Origin of the sequence: Streptomyces phaeofaciens (assembly GCF_014648915.1) — a bacterium.
GTDB classification, from domain to species: Bacteria; Actinomycetota; Actinomycetes; order Streptomycetales; family Streptomycetaceae; genus Streptomyces; species Streptomyces phaeofaciens.
Map to the genome: position 1 here is coordinate 70409 of NZ_BMSA01000013.1, position 20959 is coordinate 91367.

The 20959-nt window shown below is 71.4% G+C and carries 19 protein-coding genes and 1 tRNA gene; 11 read left to right on the forward strand and 9 right to left on the reverse strand.

Going from position 1 to position 20959, the window contains the following annotated elements; all coding sequences use genetic code 11:
* Positions 1 to 2: 2 nt before the first annotated feature.
* The 3 genes from IE275_RS22060 to IE275_RS22070 form a co-directional block, all read right to left on the reverse strand.
* A complete protein-coding gene (locus IE275_RS22060) occupies positions 3 to 587 on the reverse strand; it encodes a hypothetical protein (protein ID WP_189713073.1) in 585 nt (194 codons plus the stop codon).
* 90 nt (positions 588 to 677) lie between these two features.
* Positions 678 to 1538, reverse strand: a complete 861-nt coding sequence (locus tag IE275_RS22065) for a MurR/RpiR family transcriptional regulator (RefSeq protein WP_189713074.1) — start codon at positions 1536 to 1538, stop codon at positions 678 to 680.
* The gene (locus tag IE275_RS22070) at positions 1535 to 3043 is read right to left on the reverse strand and encodes an aromatic amino acid ammonia-lyase (protein ID WP_189713075.1); all 1509 of its coding nucleotides are present in this window, start codon (positions 3041 to 3043) and stop codon (positions 1535 to 1537) included. Before IE275_RS22070 ends, IE275_RS22065 begins: the two co-directional genes overlap by 4 nt.
* 141 nt (positions 3044 to 3184) lie before the next feature.
* Between IE275_RS22070 and IE275_RS22075 the strand changes: the two genes are divergently transcribed.
* From IE275_RS22075 to IE275_RS22095, 5 genes are all read left to right on the forward strand, one after another.
* Complete coding sequence (locus IE275_RS22075) at positions 3185 to 4219, forward strand: ABC transporter ATP-binding protein (RefSeq protein WP_189713076.1); 1035 nt, start codon at positions 3185 to 3187, stop codon at positions 4217 to 4219.
* On the forward strand, positions 4216 to 4857 hold the full coding sequence (locus IE275_RS22080; RefSeq protein WP_189713077.1) for an ABC transporter permease: 642 nt from the start codon (positions 4216 to 4218) through the stop codon (positions 4855 to 4857). The genes IE275_RS22075 and IE275_RS22080 overlap by 4 nt, the downstream gene beginning before the upstream one ends.
* A gap of 1 nt (position 4858) precedes the next feature.
* Positions 4859 to 5521: an ABC transporter permease gene (locus tag IE275_RS22085; RefSeq protein ID WP_189713078.1), complete on the forward strand. Its 663-nt coding sequence runs from the start codon at positions 4859 to 4861 to the stop codon at positions 5519 to 5521.
* An 11-nt stretch (positions 5522 to 5532) separates the two neighbouring features.
* The gene (locus IE275_RS22090) at positions 5533 to 6468 is read left to right on the forward strand and encodes an ABC transporter substrate-binding protein (RefSeq protein ID WP_189713079.1); all 936 of its coding nucleotides are present in this window, start codon (positions 5533 to 5535) and stop codon (positions 6466 to 6468) included.
* Between the two features lie 108 nt (positions 6469 to 6576).
* Positions 6577 to 7002, forward strand: a complete 426-nt coding sequence (locus IE275_RS22095) for a hypothetical protein (RefSeq protein ID WP_189713244.1) — start codon at positions 6577 to 6579, stop codon at positions 7000 to 7002.
* A gap of 398 nt (positions 7003 to 7400) precedes the next feature.
* Here the strand turns inward: IE275_RS22095 and IE275_RS22100 are convergent, their stop codons facing one another.
* Complete coding sequence (locus IE275_RS22100) at positions 7401 to 8789, reverse strand: cystathionine beta-synthase (RefSeq protein ID WP_189713080.1); 1389 nt, start codon at positions 8787 to 8789, stop codon at positions 7401 to 7403.
* 149 nt (positions 8790 to 8938) lie between these two features.
* Here IE275_RS22100 and IE275_RS22105 point away from each other — a divergent pair, with 149 nt between their 5' ends.
* The 3 genes from IE275_RS22105 (at position 8939) to IE275_RS22115 (ending at position 12454) form a co-directional block, all read left to right on the forward strand.
* Positions 8939 to 9988 carry an SGNH/GDSL hydrolase family protein gene (locus tag IE275_RS22105; protein ID WP_189713081.1) on the forward strand — a complete coding sequence of 350 codons (1050 nt, stop codon included), beginning with the start codon at positions 8939 to 8941 and terminating at the stop codon, positions 9986 to 9988.
* 177 nt (positions 9989 to 10165) lie between these two features.
* Positions 10166 to 11386: an acetyl-CoA C-acetyltransferase gene (locus tag IE275_RS22110; protein ID WP_189713082.1), complete on the forward strand. Its 1221-nt coding sequence runs from the start codon at positions 10166 to 10168 to the stop codon at positions 11384 to 11386.
* A 276-nt stretch (positions 11387 to 11662) separates the two neighbouring features.
* Positions 11663 to 12454 carry a hypothetical protein gene (locus IE275_RS22115; RefSeq protein ID WP_189713083.1) on the forward strand — a complete coding sequence of 264 codons (792 nt, stop codon included), beginning with the start codon at positions 11663 to 11665 and terminating at the stop codon, positions 12452 to 12454.
* 24 nt (positions 12455 to 12478) lie between these two features.
* Here IE275_RS22115 and IE275_RS22120 read toward each other — a convergent pair whose 3' ends face one another.
* Positions 12479 to 12790, reverse strand: a complete 312-nt coding sequence (locus tag IE275_RS22120; RefSeq protein WP_189713084.1) for a hypothetical protein — start codon at positions 12788 to 12790, stop codon at positions 12479 to 12481.
* A 104-nt stretch (positions 12791 to 12894) separates the two neighbouring features.
* Here IE275_RS22120 and IE275_RS22125 point away from each other — a divergent pair, with 104 nt between their 5' ends.
* Positions 12895 to 13122, forward strand: coding sequence for a DUF4287 domain-containing protein (locus IE275_RS22125; protein WP_189713085.1), 228 nt, complete (start codon positions 12895 to 12897; stop codon positions 13120 to 13122).
* 98 nt (positions 13123 to 13220) lie between these two features.
* Here IE275_RS22125 and IE275_RS22130 read toward each other — a convergent pair whose 3' ends face one another.
* From IE275_RS22130 to IE275_RS22140, 3 genes are all read right to left on the reverse strand, one after another.
* The gene (locus IE275_RS22130) at positions 13221 to 14078 is read right to left on the reverse strand and encodes a Bax inhibitor-1/YccA family protein (protein WP_189713086.1); all 858 of its coding nucleotides are present in this window, start codon (positions 14076 to 14078) and stop codon (positions 13221 to 13223) included.
* A 201-nt stretch (positions 14079 to 14279) separates the two neighbouring features.
* Positions 14280 to 15455 carry a 4-hydroxybenzoate 3-monooxygenase gene (locus IE275_RS22135; protein ID WP_189713087.1) on the reverse strand — a complete coding sequence of 392 codons (1176 nt, stop codon included), beginning with the start codon at positions 15453 to 15455 and terminating at the stop codon, positions 14280 to 14282.
* 231 nt (positions 15456 to 15686) lie between these two features.
* Positions 15687 to 15770, reverse strand: a tRNA-Leu gene (locus tag IE275_RS22140).
* A 405-nt stretch (positions 15771 to 16175) separates the two neighbouring features.
* On the opposite strand from IE275_RS22140, the gene IE275_RS22145 reads away from it, so the two are divergent.
* A complete protein-coding gene (locus tag IE275_RS22145) occupies positions 16176 to 16946 on the forward strand; it encodes an ABC transporter ATP-binding protein (protein ID WP_189713088.1) in 771 nt (256 codons plus the stop codon).
* 37 nt (positions 16947 to 16983) lie between these two features.
* Entirely contained in the window at positions 16984 to 19509 is a 2526-nt protein-coding gene (locus tag IE275_RS22150; RefSeq protein WP_189713089.1) for an ABC transporter permease, read from the forward strand.
* A gap of 77 nt (positions 19510 to 19586) precedes the next feature.
* Here the strand turns inward: IE275_RS22150 and IE275_RS22155 are convergent, their stop codons facing one another.
* Positions 19587 to 20876: an SAM-dependent methyltransferase gene (locus IE275_RS22155; RefSeq protein ID WP_189713090.1), complete on the reverse strand. Its 1290-nt coding sequence runs from the start codon at positions 20874 to 20876 to the stop codon at positions 19587 to 19589.
* Between the last annotated feature and the right edge of the window lie 83 nt (positions 20877 to 20959).

Genomic DNA, 20959 nt, shown 5'->3' on the forward strand with positions numbered 1-20959 from the left:
GCTCACAGGTACGCGCCGGTGCGGTGACGCGCCCCGCCCGGGGCCGCGTCGCCCGCCGCGATGCCGGTGGCGCGGTACGCCTTGACGGCCTTCCCGGCCGGGCGTCCGCCGGACCGGCCCAGCCAGTCGACGCGCACCCACAGCAGCGCGTCCCCGGCCCGTTCGCGCCGGCCGAGCCACGCGGCCTTCAGCCGCAGGCCGGTGCCCCAGCCGGCGAGCAGCATGCCGCCGGCCGCGGGCACGGCGAAGGAGCTGCCCAGCGCGGCCGCGAGGGCGAGCAGCAGCAGCCAGCGGTGGCCCCGACGCCAGGCGCGGACGGTGACCGCCCGGTCCTGGAGCACATCGTGCTTGCCGGCCCGGGCGGCGCCGCGCGCCAGCTCCGTGAAGCGCCGGCGGCCGCGCACCGCGACCGCGGCGGCGGTCACCAGGAACAGCGCCGCCCCGGCCATGACCCCGATCCGGCGGCCGGTGATCCCGGGCGGCAGCACCCCGACCCCGGCCGCGAACACCCCGGCCCACCACAGCGGGGCGGCCCCGGCCCGTACGACGACGGCCACCCGCGCCAGCCCCTGTCCTCCGCGTGCCACGCTCGCGCCTCCTCGCAGACTTCGGTCCCGTCGGCCGGGCACGCTAGCGAGCGAACGTGAGACGAATCTGAGAACGGGGCCGCTCCAGGGCTACTCCACGAACAGACCCCGTGCCGCCGCCCGCGCGTCGAACTGCTCCAGGCGGGCCTGCGCGTCCGGCAGGTCGTCGCACATCGCCTCCAGCAGCACCCGGCCGAGCAGCATCGGCGCGCACGCGGTGTCGAAGGCGAGGCCGGTGCCGACGGCGGCCGGCAGCAGCAGGTCGGAGACCTTGGCGACCGGTGCGAAGGCGGAGTCCGCGACGGTGACGACGCTCAGGCCGGCCTCCTTCGCGTACCCCAGTGTGTCGACGACCTCGCGGGGGTGGCGGGGCAGCGCGAAGGCGAGCAGCGCGGTGGCGCCCGCGCGGACGGCGGCGTCGATCCGGTCGTGGATCATCGTGCCGCCCTCGTGGAGCAGCCGTACGTCCGGATGGACCTTGGCGGCGAAGTAGGCGAACCCGTACGCCTGGGAGGCGGCGGCCCGCAGGCCGAGCACGGGCAGCGGGCGGGAGGCGGCGAGCAGCCGGCCGGCCCTGCGCACCGGGCGCGGGTCGGCGAGCAGGTCGGCGAGGTGCCGGAGGTTCTCGATCTCCGCCTCGACGGCCTGCTGGTACTCGTTGAACGACCCGGAGCCGGGGCTCTGTTCGGCGGGCGCGACCTCGCGCAGATGCTTGCGCAGGGCGGGGTAGCCGTCGAAGCCGAGGGCGACCGCGAAGCGGGTCACGGAGGGCTGGCTGACGCCTGCCAGTTCGGCCAGCTCCACGCTGGACAGGAACGGCACGTCGGCGGCGCGCCGCACCATGCTGTGCGCGATGCGCCGTTGGGTCGGGGTGAGGCGGTGTCCCTCGAAGAGCGCCTGCAACCGTCCCGCAGGAGTTTCCGCCACGCCGATGTCGCTCTCCGCGCTCATGCCCCGCTCCCCCTCCAGATGTCCGTGAACCGGTCCAGCAGTCCGGCCGCCGCGCTCACGTCGCCCGTGAGCGGCCGGTCGGCCTGGTCGGCGTCGAGCACCGCCTCGGCCAGCTCCAGCGCCCGCCCGGCCGGGATTCCCGGCTCGGGCCGCAGCTCGCGCTGGCGCAGCGCCCGTACGGCGGCGACGAGTTCGCAGCCGACGACGAGACGGTACGCGTCGCACACCCGCAGTGTCTGCCGGGCGGCGAGCGAGGCGAAGCTGGCCTGTTCCTCGACGCCCCGGGAGAGTACAGCGTGCCCGAGCGACGCGGGTGCCGAGAAGGCCCGCAGGTCTCCGAGGGCGGCCGCGGCGGCGTACTCCAGGATCATCACGCCGGAGGAGGCGGGTTCGGTGTCGGCGAGGAAGGGGCGCAGCCGGGTGTAGGCGGGCTCGTTCAGGGTGGACAGCCGGGCGGTGGAGAGCCGGGCGACCTGCATGACGGCGAGCCGGAAGTGGTCCAGGGCGAGGGCGAGCTGGGCCTGGTAGAAGCCGCCGTGGTGGTAGGCGGCCATGTCCTCGGGGGTGATGAGGGGGTTCTCGGCGGCCGCGTTGATCTCGACGGCGAGCACGTTCTCCAGGGCGTCGGCGGCGTCGTGCGCGGGGCCGTGGATCTGGGGCAGGCAGCGGAAGCCGTACGGGTCCTGGATGCGGCCCAGCGGCGGGGTGGGCCGGTCCTCGGCGCCGGTCAGTTCCCGCATCCGGCGGGCGACCTCGGTGGAGCCGCGGTGCGGGCGGGCGGCGTGCACGGGGGCGGCGTACGCCTCGTGCGAGCCGTCCACGGCGAGCAGGGAGAGCGCGGCGACGACCTGGGTGGCCTCGATGAGGCCGCGCAGCTCGTGCAGGGCGAGCGCGGACTGGCCGAGGGTGAGGGCGTTGCTGCTGATCAGGGCGAGGGCGTCGTTGTTGTCGAGGGGCTGGGGCGCGGGGGCGCCGGGGCCCTGCCAGGGGTGCTCCCCGACCAGGGCGAGGCCCACCTGGGCCAGTGCGGCCAGGTCTCCGGTGCCGACCGAGCCGAACTCGTTGACGACCGGATGCGCTCCGCTCTCCAGTGCCTCGCACAGCGCCGTGACGACGCTCGGCCGCAGTCCTGCGCCGCCGGCGAGGAGCTGGTTGGCGCGGACCGCGAGCATCGCGCGGACCTGGCGGGCGGGCAGTTCGGCGCCGATGGCGCCGGCGTGGCTGCGCAGCAGCCGGAGCCCGTGGTCGGAGGCGGCCTCGGTGGGCACGTCCTCGGTCCGGTTGGCGCCGACGCCGGTGGACCGGCCGTAGACGCGTCCGGTGGCCGCGATCTGCCGGGCGGCGGTCCAGGACTCCTCCGCGCGCAGCAGGGCGTCGGTGCCGGGGACCGGCCGTGCGGTCCCGTCGGCGAGGCGTACGACGTCCGCGATCCCGAGGCCGACGCCGTCGAGGACGACCAGCCCGGTGTGGAGGGAACCGGGGGTGTCCACGACCTGAGACGACATAAGCCTCAAACTCCCATCAACTCGGACACGCGATCTTGCCCAACGGTCATCCGTTACCTCGGATTAACACCGAGGCGTTGACAACCCATTCACCTAGGAAGAACTCTGCATGAGGTTATACAGCCGGGCAAGGGACATCTCATGATCCAGTTCGATGCGGTCCACAAGCGTTTCCCGAACGGCACCACGGCGGTCCACGACCTCTCCCTGGAGATACCGGAGGGCGGTGTCACCGTCCTCGTCGGCTCCTCCGGCTGCGGCAAGACGACCACCCTGCGCATGGTCAACCGGATGGTCGAACCGTCCTCGGGGACCATCCTGGTCGGCGGCAAGGACGTCCAGCGGCAGGACGCCGCCGACCTGCGCCGCTCCATCGGGTACGTCATCCAGCAGGCGGGCCTCTTCCCGCACCGTACGGTGCTCGACAACATCGCGACCGTGCCGCTGCTGCTCGGCTGGGGCCGCAGGAAGGCCCGGGCCCGCGCGGCCGAACTGCTGGAGACGGTCGGCCTCGCGGCGGACGCCGGCCGGCGCTACCCGCACCAGCTCTCCGGCGGCCAGCAGCAGCGCGTCGGCGTCGCCCGCGCACTCGCCGCCGACCCGCCGGTCCTGCTCATGGACGAGCCGTTCGGCGCGGTCGACCCCGTGGTCCGCACCCAGCTCCAGGACGAGCTGCTGCGGCTCCAGAAGGAGCTGAACAAGACCATCGTCTTCGTCACCCACGACATCGACGAGGCGGTCAGGCTGGGCGACCGGATCGCGATCTTCCGCACCGGCGGCCACCTCGTGCAGTGCGCCCCGCCCGCCGAAATCCTCGCCCGCCCCGCCGACGACTTCGTGGCCGACTTCCTCGGCGCCGAGCGCGGTCTGAAGCTGCTCTCGCTGAAGACCCTCGCGGCCGTCCCGCAGGGCCCGGCCCCGCAGGGCGGCACCTGGACCCTCGTCCTCGACGAGGCCCGCAGGCCCCTGCACTGGGCCACCGAGGACGTCCGACTCCCCGTACGCGCCCTGAAGGACACCGACTCCCTGCTGTCCGCGCTCAACGAGTCCGTCGCCTCCCCCACCGGTCTGGTCGTCCGCGTCGACGCGGACGGCCGGCTCACCGGCGTCTCCTCCCGGGACGACATCCACGAGCACGCGAGCCGGGCGCACGCCGAAGTGGGCGTGGCCGCATGACCATCGACTGGTCGTGGATCGGCGACCACACCGACGACCTCACCACGCTGACCGTCTCCCACCTCCAGGCCGCCCTCGGCGCCGTCTTCCTCGGGCTGCTGATCTCGCTGCCCCTCGCGGTGGTCGCGCACCGGATCCGCCCCCTGCGCGGCTTCCTGCTCGGCCTGTCCAACGTCCTCTTCACGATCCCGTCGATCGCGATCTTCGTGCTCCTGCTCCCGGTCAGCGGACTGACCCGCACCACGACCGTCATCGGCCTGACCGTCTACACCCTGGTGGTGCTGCTGCGGAACACGGTCGAGGGCCTCGACTCGGTCCCCGTGAAGACCAAGGAGGCGGCGAAGGCGATGGGCTCCCGCCCGCTGCGCACCCTGCTCACCGTCGAGTTCCCGCTCGCCCTCCCCGTGATCATGGCGGGCGTCCGGATCGCCACCGTCATGTCGATCTCCCTGGTCTCCGTCGCCACCTACATCGGCGACGGCGGCCTCGGCCAGCTCTTCACCGACGGCTTCCAGCGCAACTTCCCGACCCCGGTCATCGCGGGCGTGGTCCTCACGATCCTGCTCGCCGTGGTCGCCGACGCCCTGCTGGTCGCCGTCCAGTACGCGCTGACCCCGTGGCTCAGGAGGCGAGCCTGAGATGTACGAACTCTTCAAGAACCTCGGCACCTGGCTGACCAGCGGCTCCCAGTGGTCCGGCACCGACGGCATCGCCCACCGCCTGGCCGAACACCTGGAGTACTCGCTCCTCGCCACCCTCGTCGCGGCTGCCATCGGCCTCCCCCTCGGCCTGCTGATCGGCCACACCGGCAAGGGCGCGTTCGTCGCCATCAACCTGGCGTCCTTCGGCCGCGCGCTGCCCACCGTCGGACTGGTCGTGCTGGTCTTCCTGGCCAGCGGCCTGTCCATGTGGCCGGTGTACGTCGCCCTGGTCGCCCTCGCCGTCCCGGCGATCGTCACCAACACCTACGCGGGCATGACCGCCGTCGATCCGGACGTCAGGGACGCGGCACGCGGCCAGGGCATGCGCGGCGGGCAGGTCCTCCTCCAGGTGGAGCTGCCGCTCGCCCTCCCGCTGATCATGACCGGCCTGCGGCTCGCGCTCATCCAGGTGGTCGCCACGGCCACGATCGCCGCGTACGTCTCCTTCGGCGGACTCGGCCGCTACGTGTTCGACGGTCTGGCCCAGCGCGACCTCGTGCAGGTGCTCGGCGGCGCGGCCCTGGTCGCCCTGGTCGCCGTCACCCTCGACCTCGCGCTCGCCGCCCTCCAGCGCTTCCTCTTCCGCCACCGCACCGCGTAGGGAACCCCGAGATGAACCGTCGTACCGTCCTTGGCGGCCTGTTCGCTGCCGCCTCCGTCCCCGCGCTCTCGGCCTGCGCCGGCGGCATCACCTCGCTCGACGGCGAGGGCTCCGCCGCCGGCGGCGGCTCCGGCTCCAGCAAGAGCGGCATCACCATCGGCACCGCCAACTTCACCGAGAACCAGGTGCTCGGCTACCTCTACGCGGCCGTCCTGGAGGCGGCCGGTGTGAAGACGAAGGTCCGCCCGAACCTCGGCACCCGCGAGATCGTCATCCCCGCCCTCCGCGGCGGCGACATCGACCTGCTGCCCGAGTACCAGGGCGCGCTCCTCACCTACCTGGACCCCAAGGCCACGGCGACGGAGGAGGGCGAGATGCAGAACGACCTCGCCATCGCCCTGCCCGCCGGCCTCCAGGTCCTGCCGTACGGCGGGGCCGAGGACGCCGACGCCTTCGTGGTCACCCGGGAGACCGCCCGCAAGTACGGGCTGACCTCCCTCGCCGACCTGAAGAAGCAGAACGGCCGTCTCGTCATCGGCGCCGCGCCCGAGGTGAAGACCCGGCGGGTCGGCGCGGTCGGCATCAAGGACGTGTACGGCGTGGAGTTCAAGGAGTTCAAGTCCCTCGACTCCTCCGGGCCGCTGGTCAAGGGCGCCCTGAAGAAGGGTGACGTGGACGTGGCCAACATGTTCACCACGGACACCGACATCCTGGCCAACGACTGGGTGGTCCTCACCGACCCGGAGAACCTCATCCCCGGCCAGCACATCGTCCCGCTCATCGCCGACCGCAAGGCCGACTCCACCGTCCGCAAGGCGCTCGCCCGCCTCGGCAACGTCCTGACCACCGAGCAGCTCACCGAACTGAACCGCCAGGTGGACAAGGACAAGAAGGACCCCGAGGACGTGGCCGACGCCTACGCGAAGCAGCACGGCCTGACGAAATGACCCGCCGGGCACGGGTGGCCCCCCTCCCCTGCGACAGGGGGGCTATCCCCAGTGCGGCGGGCGCACCGGCTCCCTACCGTGGATCCCATGACGGGATGGGAGACCACCATGGACGCGCGGGACGCCGACCTGAAGAAGGAACTCGACGCCACCCTGCAGGCCCGCAGGGAACTGGGTGAGGAGTACGAGTCCGCGCTGGTGGACTCCTTCCTGGAGAAGGTCGACCAGCGCATCGACGGAGCGGTGGAACGACGGGTGCGCCGGCAGTTCGCCGAGCAGCAGATGGTGGCGGCCCGGGACTCCCGCTCGCCGAGGGCCACGGACTCCTGGGGCGAGCGCTTCGGCTTCGGCATCGTCTCGCTGGTGCTGGCGATCCCGCTGTCGGCGATCGGCGCGGGCACGGGCCACCTGCCCGGACTGATCGTGTCGTGGATCGGCATCGTCGGCGTCAACGCCGTGCAGGCCGTCCGCACCAACCCGGGCCTCTTCGGCATCCGGCGGCGCCCGGCGAAGGACGGCGACTGGGAGGGGTGAGCCCCGGGGGGCCGATCACCAGACCCTGCAAGGGTGGGAGAAAAGCTATGCGCGGGGACCGCCGCACCCCCGTTGCCGGGGGGCGGGACGACGGCGGTCCCCGCGAGGGACGCGGGCCGGGTCAGGCCGACCATCGCGTCCGTGGCGTCTGTGGAGGTCCGGGAGCCGCTCCGGAGGTCCGTGACGCCGTTCGGTTGCCGGCCGGGGCGGGGAGCCGCTCCCGCCCTGCCGACACCCACTAATCTGCCGGACGCGTGTTAAGCGAGTGCTGCGCGGACGTGACACGCTCGTACCACTTCCGCGAAGTCCACCACTTCGGTGGGTAAACGGAAGTTCAGCGCCCGAAGGGGCCGTTCACCGGAGGTTTCCCGGAGGTTACGGCCCCCGCTGCCCGGAGGTTACTTCCCGCCCTTGGCCAGGAAGGCCAGCAGGTCCTGGCGGCTGACGACCCCGGTGGGCTTGCCCTCGACCAGCACGATCGCCGCGTCCGCGTCGCCGAGCACCTGCATCAGGTCGCCGACCGGCTCACCGGAGCCGACCTGCGGCAGCGGGGCCGACATGTGCTTCTCCAGCGGGTCGGTGAGGGAGGCCCGCTGGGTGAACAGCGCGTCCAGCAGCTCCCGCTCCACGACCGAGCCGACGACCTCGGCGGCCATCACGTCGGGGTGGCCGGCGCCCGGCTTCACGATCGGCATCTGCGAGACGCCGTACTCGCGCAGCACCTCGATGGCCTGGCCGACCGTCTCGTCCGGGTGCATGTGGACGAGGGACGGCATGGCGCCGTGCTCCTTGTCGTCGAGGACGTCGGCGACGCGGGCGCTCGGACCCTGGTCCTCCAGGAAGCCGTAGTCGGCCATCCACTCGTCGTTGAAGATCTTGGAGAGGTACCCGCGCCCGCTGTCCGGCAGCAGGACGACGACGACGTCGTCCGGGCCGAGCCGCTCGGCGACCCGCAGCGCGGCCACCACGGCCATCCCGCAGGAACCGCCGACCAGCAGCCCCTCCTCCTTCGCCAGCCGCCGGGTCATCTGGAAGGAGTCCTTGTCGGACACCGGCACGATCTCGTCGGCGACGGTCCGGTCGTAGGCGGTGGGCCAGAAGTCCTCACCGACGCCCTCGACCAGGTACGGCCGCCCGGAGCCGCCGGAGTAGACGGACCCCTCGGGGTCGGCGCCGATGACCTGCACGCCGCCGTCGCTGGCGTCCTTGAGGTAGCGCCCGGTGCCGGAGATGGTGCCGCCGGTGCCGACGCCCGCCACGAAGTGGGTGATCTTCCCCTCCGTCTGCTCCCAGAGCTCGGGGCCGGTCGAGTGGTAGTGGGAGAGCGGGTTGTTCGGGTTGGAGTACTGGTCGGGCTTCCAGGCGCCCGGCGTCTCACGGACCAGCCGGTCGGAGACGTTGTAATAGGAGTCCGGGTGCTCCGGGTCCACGGCGGTCGGGCAGACCACGACCTCGGCGCCGTACGCGCGCAGGACGTTGATCTTGTCCGTGCTGACCTTGTCGGGGCACACGAAGATGCACTTGTACCCCTTCTGCTGCGCCACGATGGCGAGGCCCACACCGGTGTTGCCACTGGTCGGCTCGACGATCGTGCCGCCCGGCTTGAGCTCCCCGCTCTGTTCGGCGGCCTCGATCATGCGCAGGGCGATGCGGTCCTTCACGGATCCGCCCGGGTTGAAGTACTCCACCTTGGCCAGGACGGTCGCCTGGATGCCCTCGGTCACGGTGTTGAGCTTCACCAGCGGGGTGTTGCCGACGAGGCTGATCATCGAGTCGTGGAATTGCACCGTTGTCTCCGGTTGCTTGCAAAAACTGTGGTCGTAGTGGTGACGCCAGGGTACGGCGCCGCGCGGACGTTCACTCGCGGTTGAGATTGGCCGACGGTCCGTACGGGGCAAGGAGTGGTTGTACGGACACGAGGAGGTGGCGTCGAGGCATGACGAGCATGTCGAGGGCGAGAGTGGCCCGGCGCATCGCGGCCGGCGCGGCCTACGGCGGCGGCGGCATCGGTCTGGCCGGCGCGGCGGTCGTGGGTCTGCTGCTGGCGGAGGCGCAGCTGGCCCGGCGCCATGTGAACGGCAACGGCGAGCAGGCGCGCGTCCCGCACGCGGAGGGCCGCTACGGCCGTGCGTACGACGCGCCCGGCACCCCGGGCGCGCAACCCCTGCGGCTGGCCCTGCTGGGCGACTCCACGGCCGCCGGCCAGGGGGTGCGCCGCTCCGGCCAGACCCCGGGCGCCCTGCTGGCGTCGGGCCTGGCCGCGGTGGCGGAACGCCCGGTGGAGCTGCGGAACGTGGCCCTGCCGGGCGCCCAGTCGGACGATCTCGACCGGCAGGTCGCACTGGTCCTCGCGAACCCCGACCTGGTGCCCGACATCTGCGTGTTCATGATCGGCGCGAACGACGTCACCCACCGCATGCCGCCCACCCGTTCGGTACGCCATCTGTCGGCGGCGGTACGACGGCTGCGCACGGCCGGCGCCGAGGTCGTGGTCGGCACCTGTCCCGACCTGGGCACGATCGAGCCGGTGCCGCAGCCCCTGCGCTGGCTGGCCCGCCGGGCCTCCCGCCAGCTGGCGGCGGCCCAGACGATCGGCGTGGTCGAACAGGGCGGCCGCACGGTCTCCCTCGGCGACCTGCTCGGCCCCGAGTTCGAGGCCAATCCGCGGGAACTGTTCGGCCCCGACCACTACCACCCCTCGGCCGAGGGCTATGCGACGGCGGCCATGGCGGTCCTGCCGACCCTCTGCGCGGCGCTCGGCCTGTGGCCGGCGGAGGAGGAGCGCCCGGACGCCACCCGCCGCGAGGGCTTCCTCCCGGTCGCGCGGGCGGCGGCGGAGGCGGCCTCGGAGGCCGGCACCGAGGTCACGGCGGCGATGCCGACCGGTCCGCGGGGGCCGTGGGCCCTGCTCAAGCGGCGGCGGAGGCGGCGGGTCCCCGAGGCCGAACCGACGTCACCGTCACCCACCAGCCCGACCGGCGTGTAGGGACGGGGGCGCCGAACAAGGTCATCCGGTCAGCCGGTCAGCCGGCCATCCAGGAAAGCAAGCGCTTAGAAAGTGCGGCCAGGGTCACACGGCAACCACCGTGACCCTGGCCATACGTACGGGTAACTTCCTGGACAGCCCTGCCCGGAAGAACACCCGCAAGCCACTGGAGCCGTGATGCCCGAAGCCGTCATCGTCTCGACCGCCCGCTCCCCGATCGGCCGTGCCGTCAAGGGCTCGCTGAAGGACCTCCGCCCGGACGACCTCACCGCCACGATCATCCAGGCCGCCCTGGCGAAGGTCCCCGAGCTGGACCCGAGGGACATCGACGACCTGATGCTCGGCTGCGGCCTCCCCGGCGGCGAGCAGGGCTACAACCTCGGCCGAATCGTCGCCGTACAGATGGGCATGGACCACCTGCCCGGCTGCACGGTCACCCGCTACTGTTCCTCGTCCCTCCAGACGAGCCGCATGGCCCTGCACGCCATCAAGGCCGGCGAGGGCGACGTCTTCATCTCGGCCGGTGTCGAGATGGTCTCCCGGTACGCCAAGGGCAGCTCCGACGAGCTCCCGGGCACCCACAACCCGCTCTTCGCGGAGGCCGAGGCCCGCACCGCCGCCACGGCCGCGTCCGTCGGCTCCACCTGGCACGACCCGCGCGAGGACGGCCTGATCCCCGACGCCTACATCTCGATGGGGCAGACCGCGGAGAACCTCGCCCGGCTCAAGGGCATCACCCGCCAGGACATGGACGAGTTCGGCGTCCGCTCCCAGAACCTCGCCGAGGAAGCCATCAAGAACGGCTTCTGGGAGCGCGAGATCACCCCGGTGACCCTCCCCGACGGCACGGTCGTCTCCAAGGACGACGGCCCGCGCGCCGGCGTCACGCTGGAGGGCGTCCAGGGCCTGAAGCCGGTCTTCCGCCCCGACGGCGTCGTGACCGCCGGCAACTGCTGCCCGCTGAACGACGGCGCCGCCGCGGTCGTCATCATGTCCGACACCAAGGCCCGCGAGCTCGGCCTCACCCCGCTCGCCCGCATCGTGTCGACCGGCGTCTCGGGCCTGTCGCCCGAGATCATGGGCCTCGGCCCGGTGGACGCGAGCAACCAGGCCCTGCGGCGCGCCGGCCTCACCGTCGGCGACATCGACCTGGTCGAGATCAACGAGGCGTTCGCCGCGCAGGTGATCCCCTCCTACCGCGAGCTCGGCATCGACCTCGACAAGGTCAACGTCAACGGCGGCGCCATCGCCGTCGGCCACCCCTTCGGCATGACGGGCGCCCGGATCACCGGCACGCTCATCAACTCCCTCCAGTTCCACGACAAGCAGTTCGGTCTGGAGACGATGTGCGTCGGCGGCGGCCAGGGCATGGCGATGGTCATCGAGCGCCTCAGCTGAACCGGCCCTCTGCGTAACCGTTTCGGCACCCGCCGTCACGGAACGGCCCGGAGTTCGGGAAGCACCTGAACTCCGGGCCGTTCCGTGATCCAATCTCCCCCAGGATGTGACCTATCTCCCTCGGAGTAGGGATTTACGCAGCTCAGCGCCGTTGGCCACCTAACCCCAGGCCCAAAGACCTGTCCGTTTCGTGACGTTACGCACTGACAGCGGGATAGTCCACCCTTCAAGCTGATGTAGGAAGTCGGGGGTCGACTTTGAACCGGGAGTACGTCAGTGAGCGCCATGCCGATCGCCTTGCTGGTCACCACGGCCGCCACGGGCGCCGTGGGCGTCGCCGTCCTGCGCACCCTCTTGCAACTGCGCCGGCAGGTCGCCGCCCTGCACACCCAGCTCGCCGAGAACCACGCCGCCGAGACACGGGGCTTCGTTCCGGCCGCCCGTTCCGCGGCCGACACCGCTGAGATACGCGCGGCCGTCGCCGAGGCGCTCGCGGAGGAGCGGGAGCGGGAATTGGCCGAGGCCCGCGCCTTCTGGGCGGCCCAGGAGGCGCGTGACGCCTCCGACGCCCCCACGCTGCTGGGTCTGCCGGACAGTGAGCTGTTCCTGCCCCGCCAGGCGGACTTCGTGGGCATGGAGCCGCTGGAGCCGGTGGCCGAGCCGTCCTCGGACGCCGACGAGTTCGCCGGGGACTCCCCCGAACTGGCCGCGGCCCGCCGCCGCCACCCCTCCCACCCGGACTTCGTCCCGGTCCAGTCACCGGTGGTGAACGACCACGAGCGCACGGTGTCCACGCTGGAGGAGCTGGCCGCCTCCCAGGTCCGGCTGACCGACGTCCGCCCCGGCCCGCTCGGCACCCTCGACGTCTATGTCTTCGCCGACGGCACCACGCTGTGCATGACCCCGGGCCACCGCGAGACCGCCGAACGCCTCTCCGCCGCGCTGACGGCCGGCGAGACCCCGTTCCTCCTGGGCGGCTCCGGCATCTCGGGCGCGTACACCCTGACCTTCGCCTGCGGCGAGGAGAACGTCTACATCCTGGCGGACCGGGTCATAGCGAGCCTGTGAGCGGACGGGGGCCGCGCGCGGCCCTCAGACCCCCGCCTTCTTCCGTGCCGCCTCCACCATCTCCACCGCCTCCCGCACCTGGCCCTCGTCCACCAGGACGAGGGCCAAGTCGTGCACGGCGACGGTGATTTGGTCGGCGGCGGCGAACATCCCCACGTCGGGCATCTCGCGCGGCTCCGCGGCCGGCTCCTCGATGGACTGCGCCCACCGGGCCAACTGCCTGGCCAGCTCCAGGGCCTCCGCTGCGGCGCCCCGCTGGAGGCGACTCTGAGGGGCCGCCCTCAAACGATCGGCGAAGTGATCCACCGCACGGGTCAGCGACGTCGTATCAACCACGCGGTGAGCGTACGCGTCGCACCGGGACTGTTGCCAACGGGCGAACACTCAGGCACGGTGACCTGAAGGACCGGCTCATATCCCCTTTGCTACCGGAGGCGCCGATGTCCCATGTCCTCTCCGAGGAGACCCACCGCAACCTGCTCGCCCGCATCCCCCATTGCACCGGTCGTGAGGTGTCCGACTGGCTGCGCACCATCGGCGACGGCCCCGCTCTCCGCTTCGAGGAGAAGGTCAGCTGGCTCCGCCACGAGCACAATCTCGCGTACGGCCACGCGAAGGCGCTCATCCACGAGTACGACCTGAGGAGGGCCGCGCGCAAACTGCGCTAGCGCGCACGTCGGCCGCCTTGCTCACGCCCACACGACGAAGGGCCCCGGGGAGACCCCGGGGCCCTTTCGCGCCGAAAACCGCTGCCGGCGGCCGGAACTCAGTCGCTGTTCAGGATCGACAGGAGCCGCAGGAACTCCATGTAGATCCACACCAGCGTCAGCGTGAGGCCGAAGGCGGCGAGCCAGGCCTCCTCGCGCGGGGCACCGTAGGTGATGCCGTCCTCGACCTGCTTGAAGTCCAGGGCGAGGAAGCAGGCACCGAGGATGATGCCGATGATGCCGAAGACGATGCCGAGGCCGCCGCTGCGGAAGCCGAGGCCGTCACCGCCGCCGAAGACGGTGAACAGGAGGTTCACGGCCATCAGCAGGACGAAGCCGAGCGCGGCGGCCATCACGAAGCCGTAGAAGCGGCGGTTGACGCGGATCCAGCCCGCCTTGTACGCCACGAGCACACCGGCGAAGACCGCCATGGTGCCGAGCACCGCCTGGGCGACCACGCCGTCGGCGATGTACGTGGACACCGCGGACGAGATCACGCCGAGGAAGACGCCCTCCAGGGCGGCGTACGACAGGATCAGCGCCGGGACGGGCTTGCGCTTGAAGGACTGCACCAGGGCCAGCACCATCGCGACCAGGCCGGCGCCGACGGCGATGCCGTACGACTTGCCGAGGTTGGCCTCGTCGACCGGCAGCAGCAGCCAGGACAGGACCGCCGTGACCACCACGGTGCCGAGCGTGGTCGCGGTGCGCGCGACGACGTCGTCCATGGTCATGGCGCCCGGGGTGACCGGGGCCTGCGGCGGCGCGCCCACCTGCTGGGCGTAAGGGTTCTGCGCGTACGGGTTGGCCTGCGTGCCGACAGCGGGTCCCCCGGCCTGCGGCGTCGCGTTGAAGCCCGCGTAGCCGTTGTCGCGGCTGAACCCCCGTCGCGAGAAGACCGGGTTTCTGCTCTCCATTTCGCTCCTCCGTGGCCACACTGCGCGGCCTTGGGGTCAAGAGTAATAGGTAGGCAAAGGATTGACCCTAGTGCTTGAGGAGGATCTTTCCCTCTTGTGCTGCGCAACACGCTACGCGGCAGCGTGATTCCCGGCACCGGAGGACCTCATTCATGACCAACCTGCGACCTGGCCGGGACCGGCCGGAAACCGGCCGGTCGATCACCCGAACGGGAACCCGGTGTACGCCTCCGCCAGATCGGCCTCTGCGGCCCGGGAGGAGGCGATCCGCTCCAGCCGGGCCACCTGGAGCCGGTCCTCGAAGGGCGTGGCGTCGGGGGCGCGGTGCAGCAGGGCCGTCATGTCGTACGAGAACCGCTCGGCCTGCCAGATGCGGCGCAGGCAGGTGGCGGAGTAGGCGTCGAGGAGGTCGGCCGAGCCGGTCTCCCGCTCGTGGATCAGCGCCCGCGCGAACGTCACGACGTCCCCGACGGCCAGGTTGAGTCCCTTGGCTCCGGTCGGCGGCACGATGTGGGCCGCGTCGCCGGCGAGGAAGAGCCGGCCGTGCCGCATGGGCTCGTGGACGTAGGAGCGCATCGGCGTGACGGACTTCTGGGTGATCGGGCCGCGTTCCAGGGTCCAGTCGTCGTCGGTCTCGAACCGCCGCTCCAGCTCGTCCCAGATCTCCTCGTCGCCCCAGGACTCGGCATCGGTGCCCTCGGGGACCTGGAGGTAGAGGCGGGAGACGGACGGGGAGCGCATGGACAGCAGGGCGAAGCCGCGGTCGTGGCGGGCGTAGACCAGCTCGTCGTGCGAGGGCGGGACGTCGGCGAGGATGCCGAGCCAGCCGAATGGGTACGTACGTTCGAATACGCGGGTCAGCTCCGCGGGGATCGCCTGGCGGGCGATGCCCCAGAAGCCGTCGCAGCCGACGACGTAGGAGCACTCCAGGACGTCCTCGACGCCCGCGTGGCGGAAGCGGACGCGCGGGTGGTCGGTGTCGGCACCCTCGACGGCGAGCGCCTCGGCCTCGAAGAGCAGCGGGCCGCCCTCCTCCAGCTGGAGGGCGATGAGGTCCTTGCACACCTCCGTCTGGGCGTAGACCATCACCGACCGGCCGCCGGTGAGCCCGGGGAAGTCGACGCGATGCCGGGTGCGGTCGAACCGGAGTTCGATCCCGTCGTGGCACAGGCCCTCGTGGTCCATGCGCTCCCCGGCCCCGGCCTCGCGCAGCACGTCCACGGTGCCCTGCTCCAGTATTCCGGCGCGCTGCCGGTGCTCGACGTAGGCCCGGTCACGGCTCTCCAGGACGACCGAGTCGATGCCGGCGTTGTGGAGCAGCCGGGCGAGGAGGAGGCCGGCGGGGCCGGCGCCGATGATGCCGACGGTGGTGCGCATCGGACGTTCCCTTCGGACAGTGACGTGGTTCACATCATGAGGCGTGCGCGGTGGCGGGCATCCACGACGGCCGACCTTCAGGACGACAGGCTTCCATCGTGTTCGCATAGTGAAGTTTTCTTCACCATTGCCCTGGCGTGAGTCTGCGCCCGCGTTCATCAGGTGTCAACGGTCAAGGGGGTGCGGTCACCGCTTCGAGGGAGGATGCAGTGATCGCCAAGGCGTCGGAGGTGCCCGGAGCCGGACTTGAACCGGCACGCCCGCGAAGGGGCAGCGAGGTTTAAGCTCGCCGTGTCTGCATTCCACCATCCGGGCAGGCCATGGGCTCCGCATCGAGATTCCGACCCTATCGGGACCCGTCCCCCGAACAGCGGAAGAGTGGCCCGATGTTGTCTTATTTTATTGACGTCTGAGGGTGCATCAGCACCTGGAACTGGCCATCCGCACTTGCCAGTAGCCTCGCGCGCGGCAACAGCCCGTGTACGCGGAATGACGGAATTTCACCGCCCGAACGAGGGTGCTCCACCGGTTCTTGACGAACGGTCAATTCGGACACCCCTCAGGGAGGGCCGTCATCCCCAGGTATGACACGGTGGGCCCTGGTCCGACCCGAGTCTGTCTTCGGAACCGGAACAGCGGCTGACTACAACGCGGCGCGCGGCAGGAACGATGGTTCGAGTCCCCAAGACATGACCGTCGTCCCGACAGGAGCCCGTACCCGTGACCACCATGCCCCTCTCCGACCGGACCACCGACGTGGCCGCACGCGCCACGGAGCTGTCGAAGATCTACGGACAGGGCGAGACCCAGGTGGTCGCCCTGGACCGGGTCTCCGTCGACTTCCGGCAGGCCGAGTTCACCGCGATCATGGGCCCCTCCGGCTCCGGCAAGTCCACGCTGATGCACTGCGTCGCCGGCCTGGACACCTTCTCCTCGGGCTCCGTGCGCATCGGCGACACGGAACTCGGCTCGCTCAAGGACAAGCAGCTCACCAAGTTGCGCCGGGACAAGATCGGATTCATCTTCCAGGCGTTCAACCTGCTGCCGACGCTGACCGCCCTGGAGAACATCACCCTCCCGATGGACATCGCGGGCCGCAAGGCGGACAAGGTGTGGCTGGACAACGTCATCCAGATGGTCGGACTCTCCGGACGGCTCAGCCACCGGCCCGCCCAGCTCTCCGGCGGTCAGCAGCAGCGCGTCGCCGTCGCCCGCGCCCTGGCCTCCAAGCCGGACATCATCTTCGGCGACGAGCCGACCGGAAACCTCGACTCGCGCTCCGGCGCCGAGGTGCTGGGCTTCCTGCGCAACTCGGTGCGCGAGCTGGGGCAGACGGTGGTCATGGTGACCCACGACCCGGTGGCCGCCGCCTACGCGGACCGGGTCGTCTTCCTCGCGGACGGCCGGATCGTCGACGAGGTGTACGGGCCGACGGCGGACTCGGTCCTCGACCGGATGAAGCAGTTCGACGCCAAGGGCCGCACCAGCTGATCCCCGCCCGGCACCGACAGGACTGAGAAAAAACACCATGTTCCGCACCGCCTTGCGCAATGTCCTCGCGCACAAGGCCCGGCTCCTGATGACCGTCCTCGCCGTGATGCTCGGCGTGGCCTTCGTCTCCGGGACCCTGGTCTTCACCAACACCCTCTCCAACGCCCTCCAGAACAGCTCCGCCAAGGGCTTCGACCAGGTCGACGTCGCCGTGACCGCCAAGGCCCAGGAGGACGTCGGCGACCGCATCGTCAAGACGCCCGAGCTGACCGAGGCCCTGCGCGAGCAGAGCGCGAAGGTGCCGGGCGCCGCCTCCGCAGTCGGCGTGGTCAGCGGCTTCACCGCCATCGCCGACCGGGACGGCAAGCTCGTCGGCGGCGGCTTCCAGTCCCAGGGCGGCAACTTCTGGGGCGACAAGGACCCCCGGTACCCGCTGAAGGAGGGCGCGGCCCCGCACGGCGCGAACGAGGTCGCCATCGACTCCGAGACCGCCCGCCGGGCCGGTTACGAGGTCGGCGACACCGTACGGATCTCGATCGACGGACCCGTCCTCACCCCGAAGATCACCGCCGTCTTCACCACCGACGACGGCAACGTCGCCGCCGGCGGCAGCCTCGCCCTGTTCGACACGCCGACCGCCCAGAAGCTGTTCGGCAAGACCGGCACGTACGACGAGATCGACGTGAAGGCCGCCGCCGGCACCTCGCAGGCCGCGCTGAAGTCCGCGCTGGACGCCGCCCTGCCCGAGGGCGAGGTGGAGACCACCACCGCGCAGCGGCTCGCCGACGACCAGGCCGAGATGATCTCCGCCTCGATGAGCGGGCTGAAGCAGGGCCTGCTGGTCTTCGCCGGCATCGCGCTCTTCGTCGGCACGTTCATCATCGCCAACACCTTCACCATGCTGGTCGCCCAGCGCACCAAGGAGCTGGCGCTGCTGCGGGCCGTCGGCGCCTCGCGCCGCCAGGTGACCCGCTCGGTCCTGATCGAGGCGTTCGTGGTCGGCACGGTGGCCGGTGCGACCGGTCTGGTGGCCGGCATCGGCATCGGCGCCGGACTGCGCTCGCTGCTGGGCACGCTCGGGGCGACCGTCCCCGACGGCCCGCTGGTCGTCTCGCCCGGCACGGTCGCGACCTCGTTCGCCGTGGGCGTCGTCATCACCATGCTGGCCGCCTGGCTGCCCGGCCGCCGGGCCGCGAAGATCCCGCCGGTCGCCGCGATGAGCAGCGTGCACGCCAAGGCGACCACCAAGTCCCTGGTGCTGCGCAACACGCTGGGCGCGCTGTTCTCGGCGGCGGGTGTCGCCGTGGTCCTGGCCGCCACGACGATGGACGGCTCGGACGGCCAGGCCCCCATGGGCCTCGGCGCGGTCCTGCTGATCATCGGCGTGTTCATCCTGACCCCGCTGCTCTCCCGCCCGCTGATCGCGGCCGCCACGCCCGTGCTGCGGATCTTCGGGGTCTCCGGGAAGCTGGCCCGGCAGAACTCGGTGCGCAACCCGCGCCGTACGGCCGCCACGGCCTCCGCGCTGATGATCGGCCTCACCCTGATCACCGGCATGACGGTGATGGCGGGCAGCCTCCAGAAGTCCATCGACAAGATGGCCTCCGCCGCGATCAGCGCCGACTACGTCGTCTCCATGGCGAACGGCAACACGCTCTCCACCGACGTCGAGGAGAAGCTGAAGGCCACCGACGGGGTGACCGCCACCAGCCCGCTGCGCAACGCGCCCGCCCGCATCGGCGGGGTGACCGAGTACCTCACCGGGGTCACCTCCGCGATCGGCGAACTGACCGACCTGAAGGTCGACGACGGCACGTTCGAGGTCGCCGGCACCCGGGTCGTCGTCGACCAGGACACCGCCGAGGACCACGGCTGGAAGGCCGGTTCCACCTTCACCGCCGCCTACGAGGACGGCGAGAAGCAGAAGCTGACGGTCGCCGGGGTCTACGAGGGCAACGAGCTGATCCGGGGCATCATGCTGGACGCCTCACTGCTCACCGGGCACCAGGAGGACCCCTCCGACATGCAGGTCATGGTCAAGACGTCCGGCGGCGCGTCGGACGCGGCCAAGGACCGGCTGGAGAAGGCCCTCGGCTCCAACCCGGCCATCAAGGTGCAGAGCAAGCAGGACCTCTCCGACGACATCGCACAGATGTTCACCCTGATGCTGAACATGCTCTACGGGCTGCTCGCGATGGCCGTGATCGTCGCGGTGCTCGGCGTCATCAACACCCTCGCGATGTCGGTCTTCGAGCGCTCGCAGGAGATCGGCATGCTGCGGGCGATCGGCCTGGAGCGGCGCGCGGTGAAGCGGATGGTCCGTCTGGAGTCCCTGGTCATCTCGCTCTTCGGCGGGGTGCTCGGCATCGGCCTCGGCGTGTTCTTCGGCTGGGCGGCCGGGGAGCTGCTCGGTACGAAGATGTCGACGTACGAGCTGGTCCTGCCGTGGGACCGGATGGCCGTGTTCCTGCTGCTGGCCGCAGGGGTGGGCGTCCTGGCCGCGCTGTGGCCGGCCCGGCGGGCGGCCCGGCTGAACATGCTGGCGGCGATCAAGTCGGAGTAGCCGCGGCGGCCGGCGCCGGCACTGGGCCCGGGGCCCCACCGCGAGACGCGGTGGGGCCCCGGGCTTTGTGCCGCCCGCTACTGCCAGACCCGGGACCGCAGGGGCATCCCGGAGGCACCGGACTGCGGGGTCCGGACCGCCAGGACCTGGTTGACGCCGATGCGGTTGCGTTCGAAGGCGACGGCGCTGGCGGCCATGTAGAGGCGCCAGACACGGGCCCGGCCGGGGCTGGTGAGGCGGACGGCCCGTGCCCACTCGTCCTCCAGCCGGGCGACCCAGCGGCGCAGGGTGAGGGCGTAGTGCTCACGGATCGACTCGACGTCACGGACCTCGAACCCGGCCCGTTCGAGCTGGGTGACGGTGTCGCCGACGGGCGCCAGCTCGCCGTCCGGGAAGACATACGCGTCGATGAACTCGTCGACGTGGTAGCCGGTTTCGTCCCGTTCGGGGCGACGGCCGATCTGGTGGTTGAGCAGCCGCCCGCCGGGCGTGAGCAGCGCGTACAGGTCGCGCGCGTAGGCGAGGTATCTCTCGGAGCCGACGTGCTCGGCCATCCCGATCGAGGAGATCGCGTCGTACGGCCCGTCGGTGACGTCCCGGTAGTCCTGCACCCGGATCTCCACCCGGTCGGTGAGCCCGGCGTCGGCGACGCGCTTGCGGGCGTAGGCCGCCTGTTCCTGGGAGAGGGTGATCCCGACGACCCGCACCCCGTGCTCGCGGGCCGCGTGGATCGCCATCGACCCCCAGCCGCAGCCGACGTCGAGCAGCCGTTGACCTGGGGTCAAGGCGAGCTTGCGGCAGACGAGTTCGAGTTTGTCGTCCTGGGCCTGTTCGAGGCCGGCGCCGGGGTCGGACCAGTAGGCGCACGAGTACACCATCGACGGGCCGAGGACGATCTCGTAGAAGTCGTTGCCGACGTCGTAGTGGTGGCTGATGGCGCGCCGGTCGGTGCGGCGGGTGTGGAGGTGACCGCGGCGGTGGACCTCCTCCCGGGGCGGGGCGGGCGGCAGCGGGGGCCCGGCGAGCTTCAGCAGCTCGCGGACGGCCGTACGGAACCCCGGGTCGCCCAGGGCCCGGGCGAGTGTGCGGGTGTCGTCGCCCCGCTCCCAGACGAGCCCGGAGATCAGATCGAGCGCGAGGTACAGATCCCCCTCGATGTCCAGCTCCCCGGCGACCCACGCCCGCGCGAGCCCCAGCTCGCCCGGCTTGAACAGCAGCCGGCGCAGTGCTCTGCGGTGGTGGACGACGAGGACGGGCGCGTCGGGAGGGCCTGCCTGCGAACCGTCCCAGGCGCGGACGCGCACCGGGAGCGGGACTCCCAGCAACTGTTCGACGAGCGCATGGAGCCGCGACGCGGCGTCGGCCATGGAGCACACCTCCGTGACAGAGATCCCGGTTGGTCCTGACTCCACGTAAACACCTGAGGGGCCTGCTCGCAGTCCCCCACGCG

Excerpts from the sequence above, each read along its gene's own strand:
- IE275_RS22095 (WP_189713244.1), top strand. The coding sequence starts at position 6,577 with ATGGACGCGCGGGACGCCGACCTGAAGAAGGAACTCGACGCCACCCTG.
- IE275_RS22135 (WP_189713087.1), bottom strand. The coding sequence starts at position 15,455 with ATGCGCACCACCGTCGGCATCATCGGCGCCGGCCCCGCCGGCCTCCTC.
- IE275_RS22085 (WP_189713078.1), top strand. The coding sequence starts at position 4,859 with ATGTACGAACTCTTCAAGAACCTCGGCACCTGGCTGACCAGCGGCTCC.
- IE275_RS22105 (WP_189713081.1), top strand. The coding sequence starts at position 8,939 with ATGACGAGCATGTCGAGGGCGAGAGTGGCCCGGCGCATCGCGGCCGGC.
- IE275_RS22125 (WP_189713085.1), top strand. The coding sequence starts at position 12,895 with ATGTCCCATGTCCTCTCCGAGGAGACCCACCGCAACCTGCTCGCCCGC.
- IE275_RS22110 (WP_189713082.1), top strand. The coding sequence starts at position 10,166 with ATGCCCGAAGCCGTCATCGTCTCGACCGCCCGCTCCCCGATCGGCCGT.
- IE275_RS22090 (WP_189713079.1), top strand. The coding sequence starts at position 5,533 with ATGAACCGTCGTACCGTCCTTGGCGGCCTGTTCGCTGCCGCCTCCGTC.
- IE275_RS22155 (WP_189713090.1), bottom strand. The coding sequence starts at position 20,876 with ATGGCCGACGCCGCGTCGCGGCTCCATGCGCTCGTCGAACAGTTGCTG.
- IE275_RS22075 (WP_189713076.1), top strand. The coding sequence starts at position 3,185 with ATGATCCAGTTCGATGCGGTCCACAAGCGTTTCCCGAACGGCACCACG.
- IE275_RS22150 (WP_189713089.1), top strand. The coding sequence starts at position 16,984 with ATGTTCCGCACCGCCTTGCGCAATGTCCTCGCGCACAAGGCCCGGCTC.
- IE275_RS22130 (WP_189713086.1), bottom strand. The coding sequence starts at position 14,078 with ATGGAGAGCAGAAACCCGGTCTTCTCGCGACGGGGGTTCAGCCGCGAC.
- IE275_RS22080 (WP_189713077.1), top strand. The coding sequence starts at position 4,216 with ATGACCATCGACTGGTCGTGGATCGGCGACCACACCGACGACCTCACC.
- IE275_RS22065 (WP_189713074.1), bottom strand. The coding sequence starts at position 1,538 with ATGAGCGCGGAGAGCGACATCGGCGTGGCGGAAACTCCTGCGGGACGG.
- IE275_RS22070 (WP_189713075.1), bottom strand. The coding sequence starts at position 3,043 with ATGTCGTCTCAGGTCGTGGACACCCCCGGTTCCCTCCACACCGGGCTG.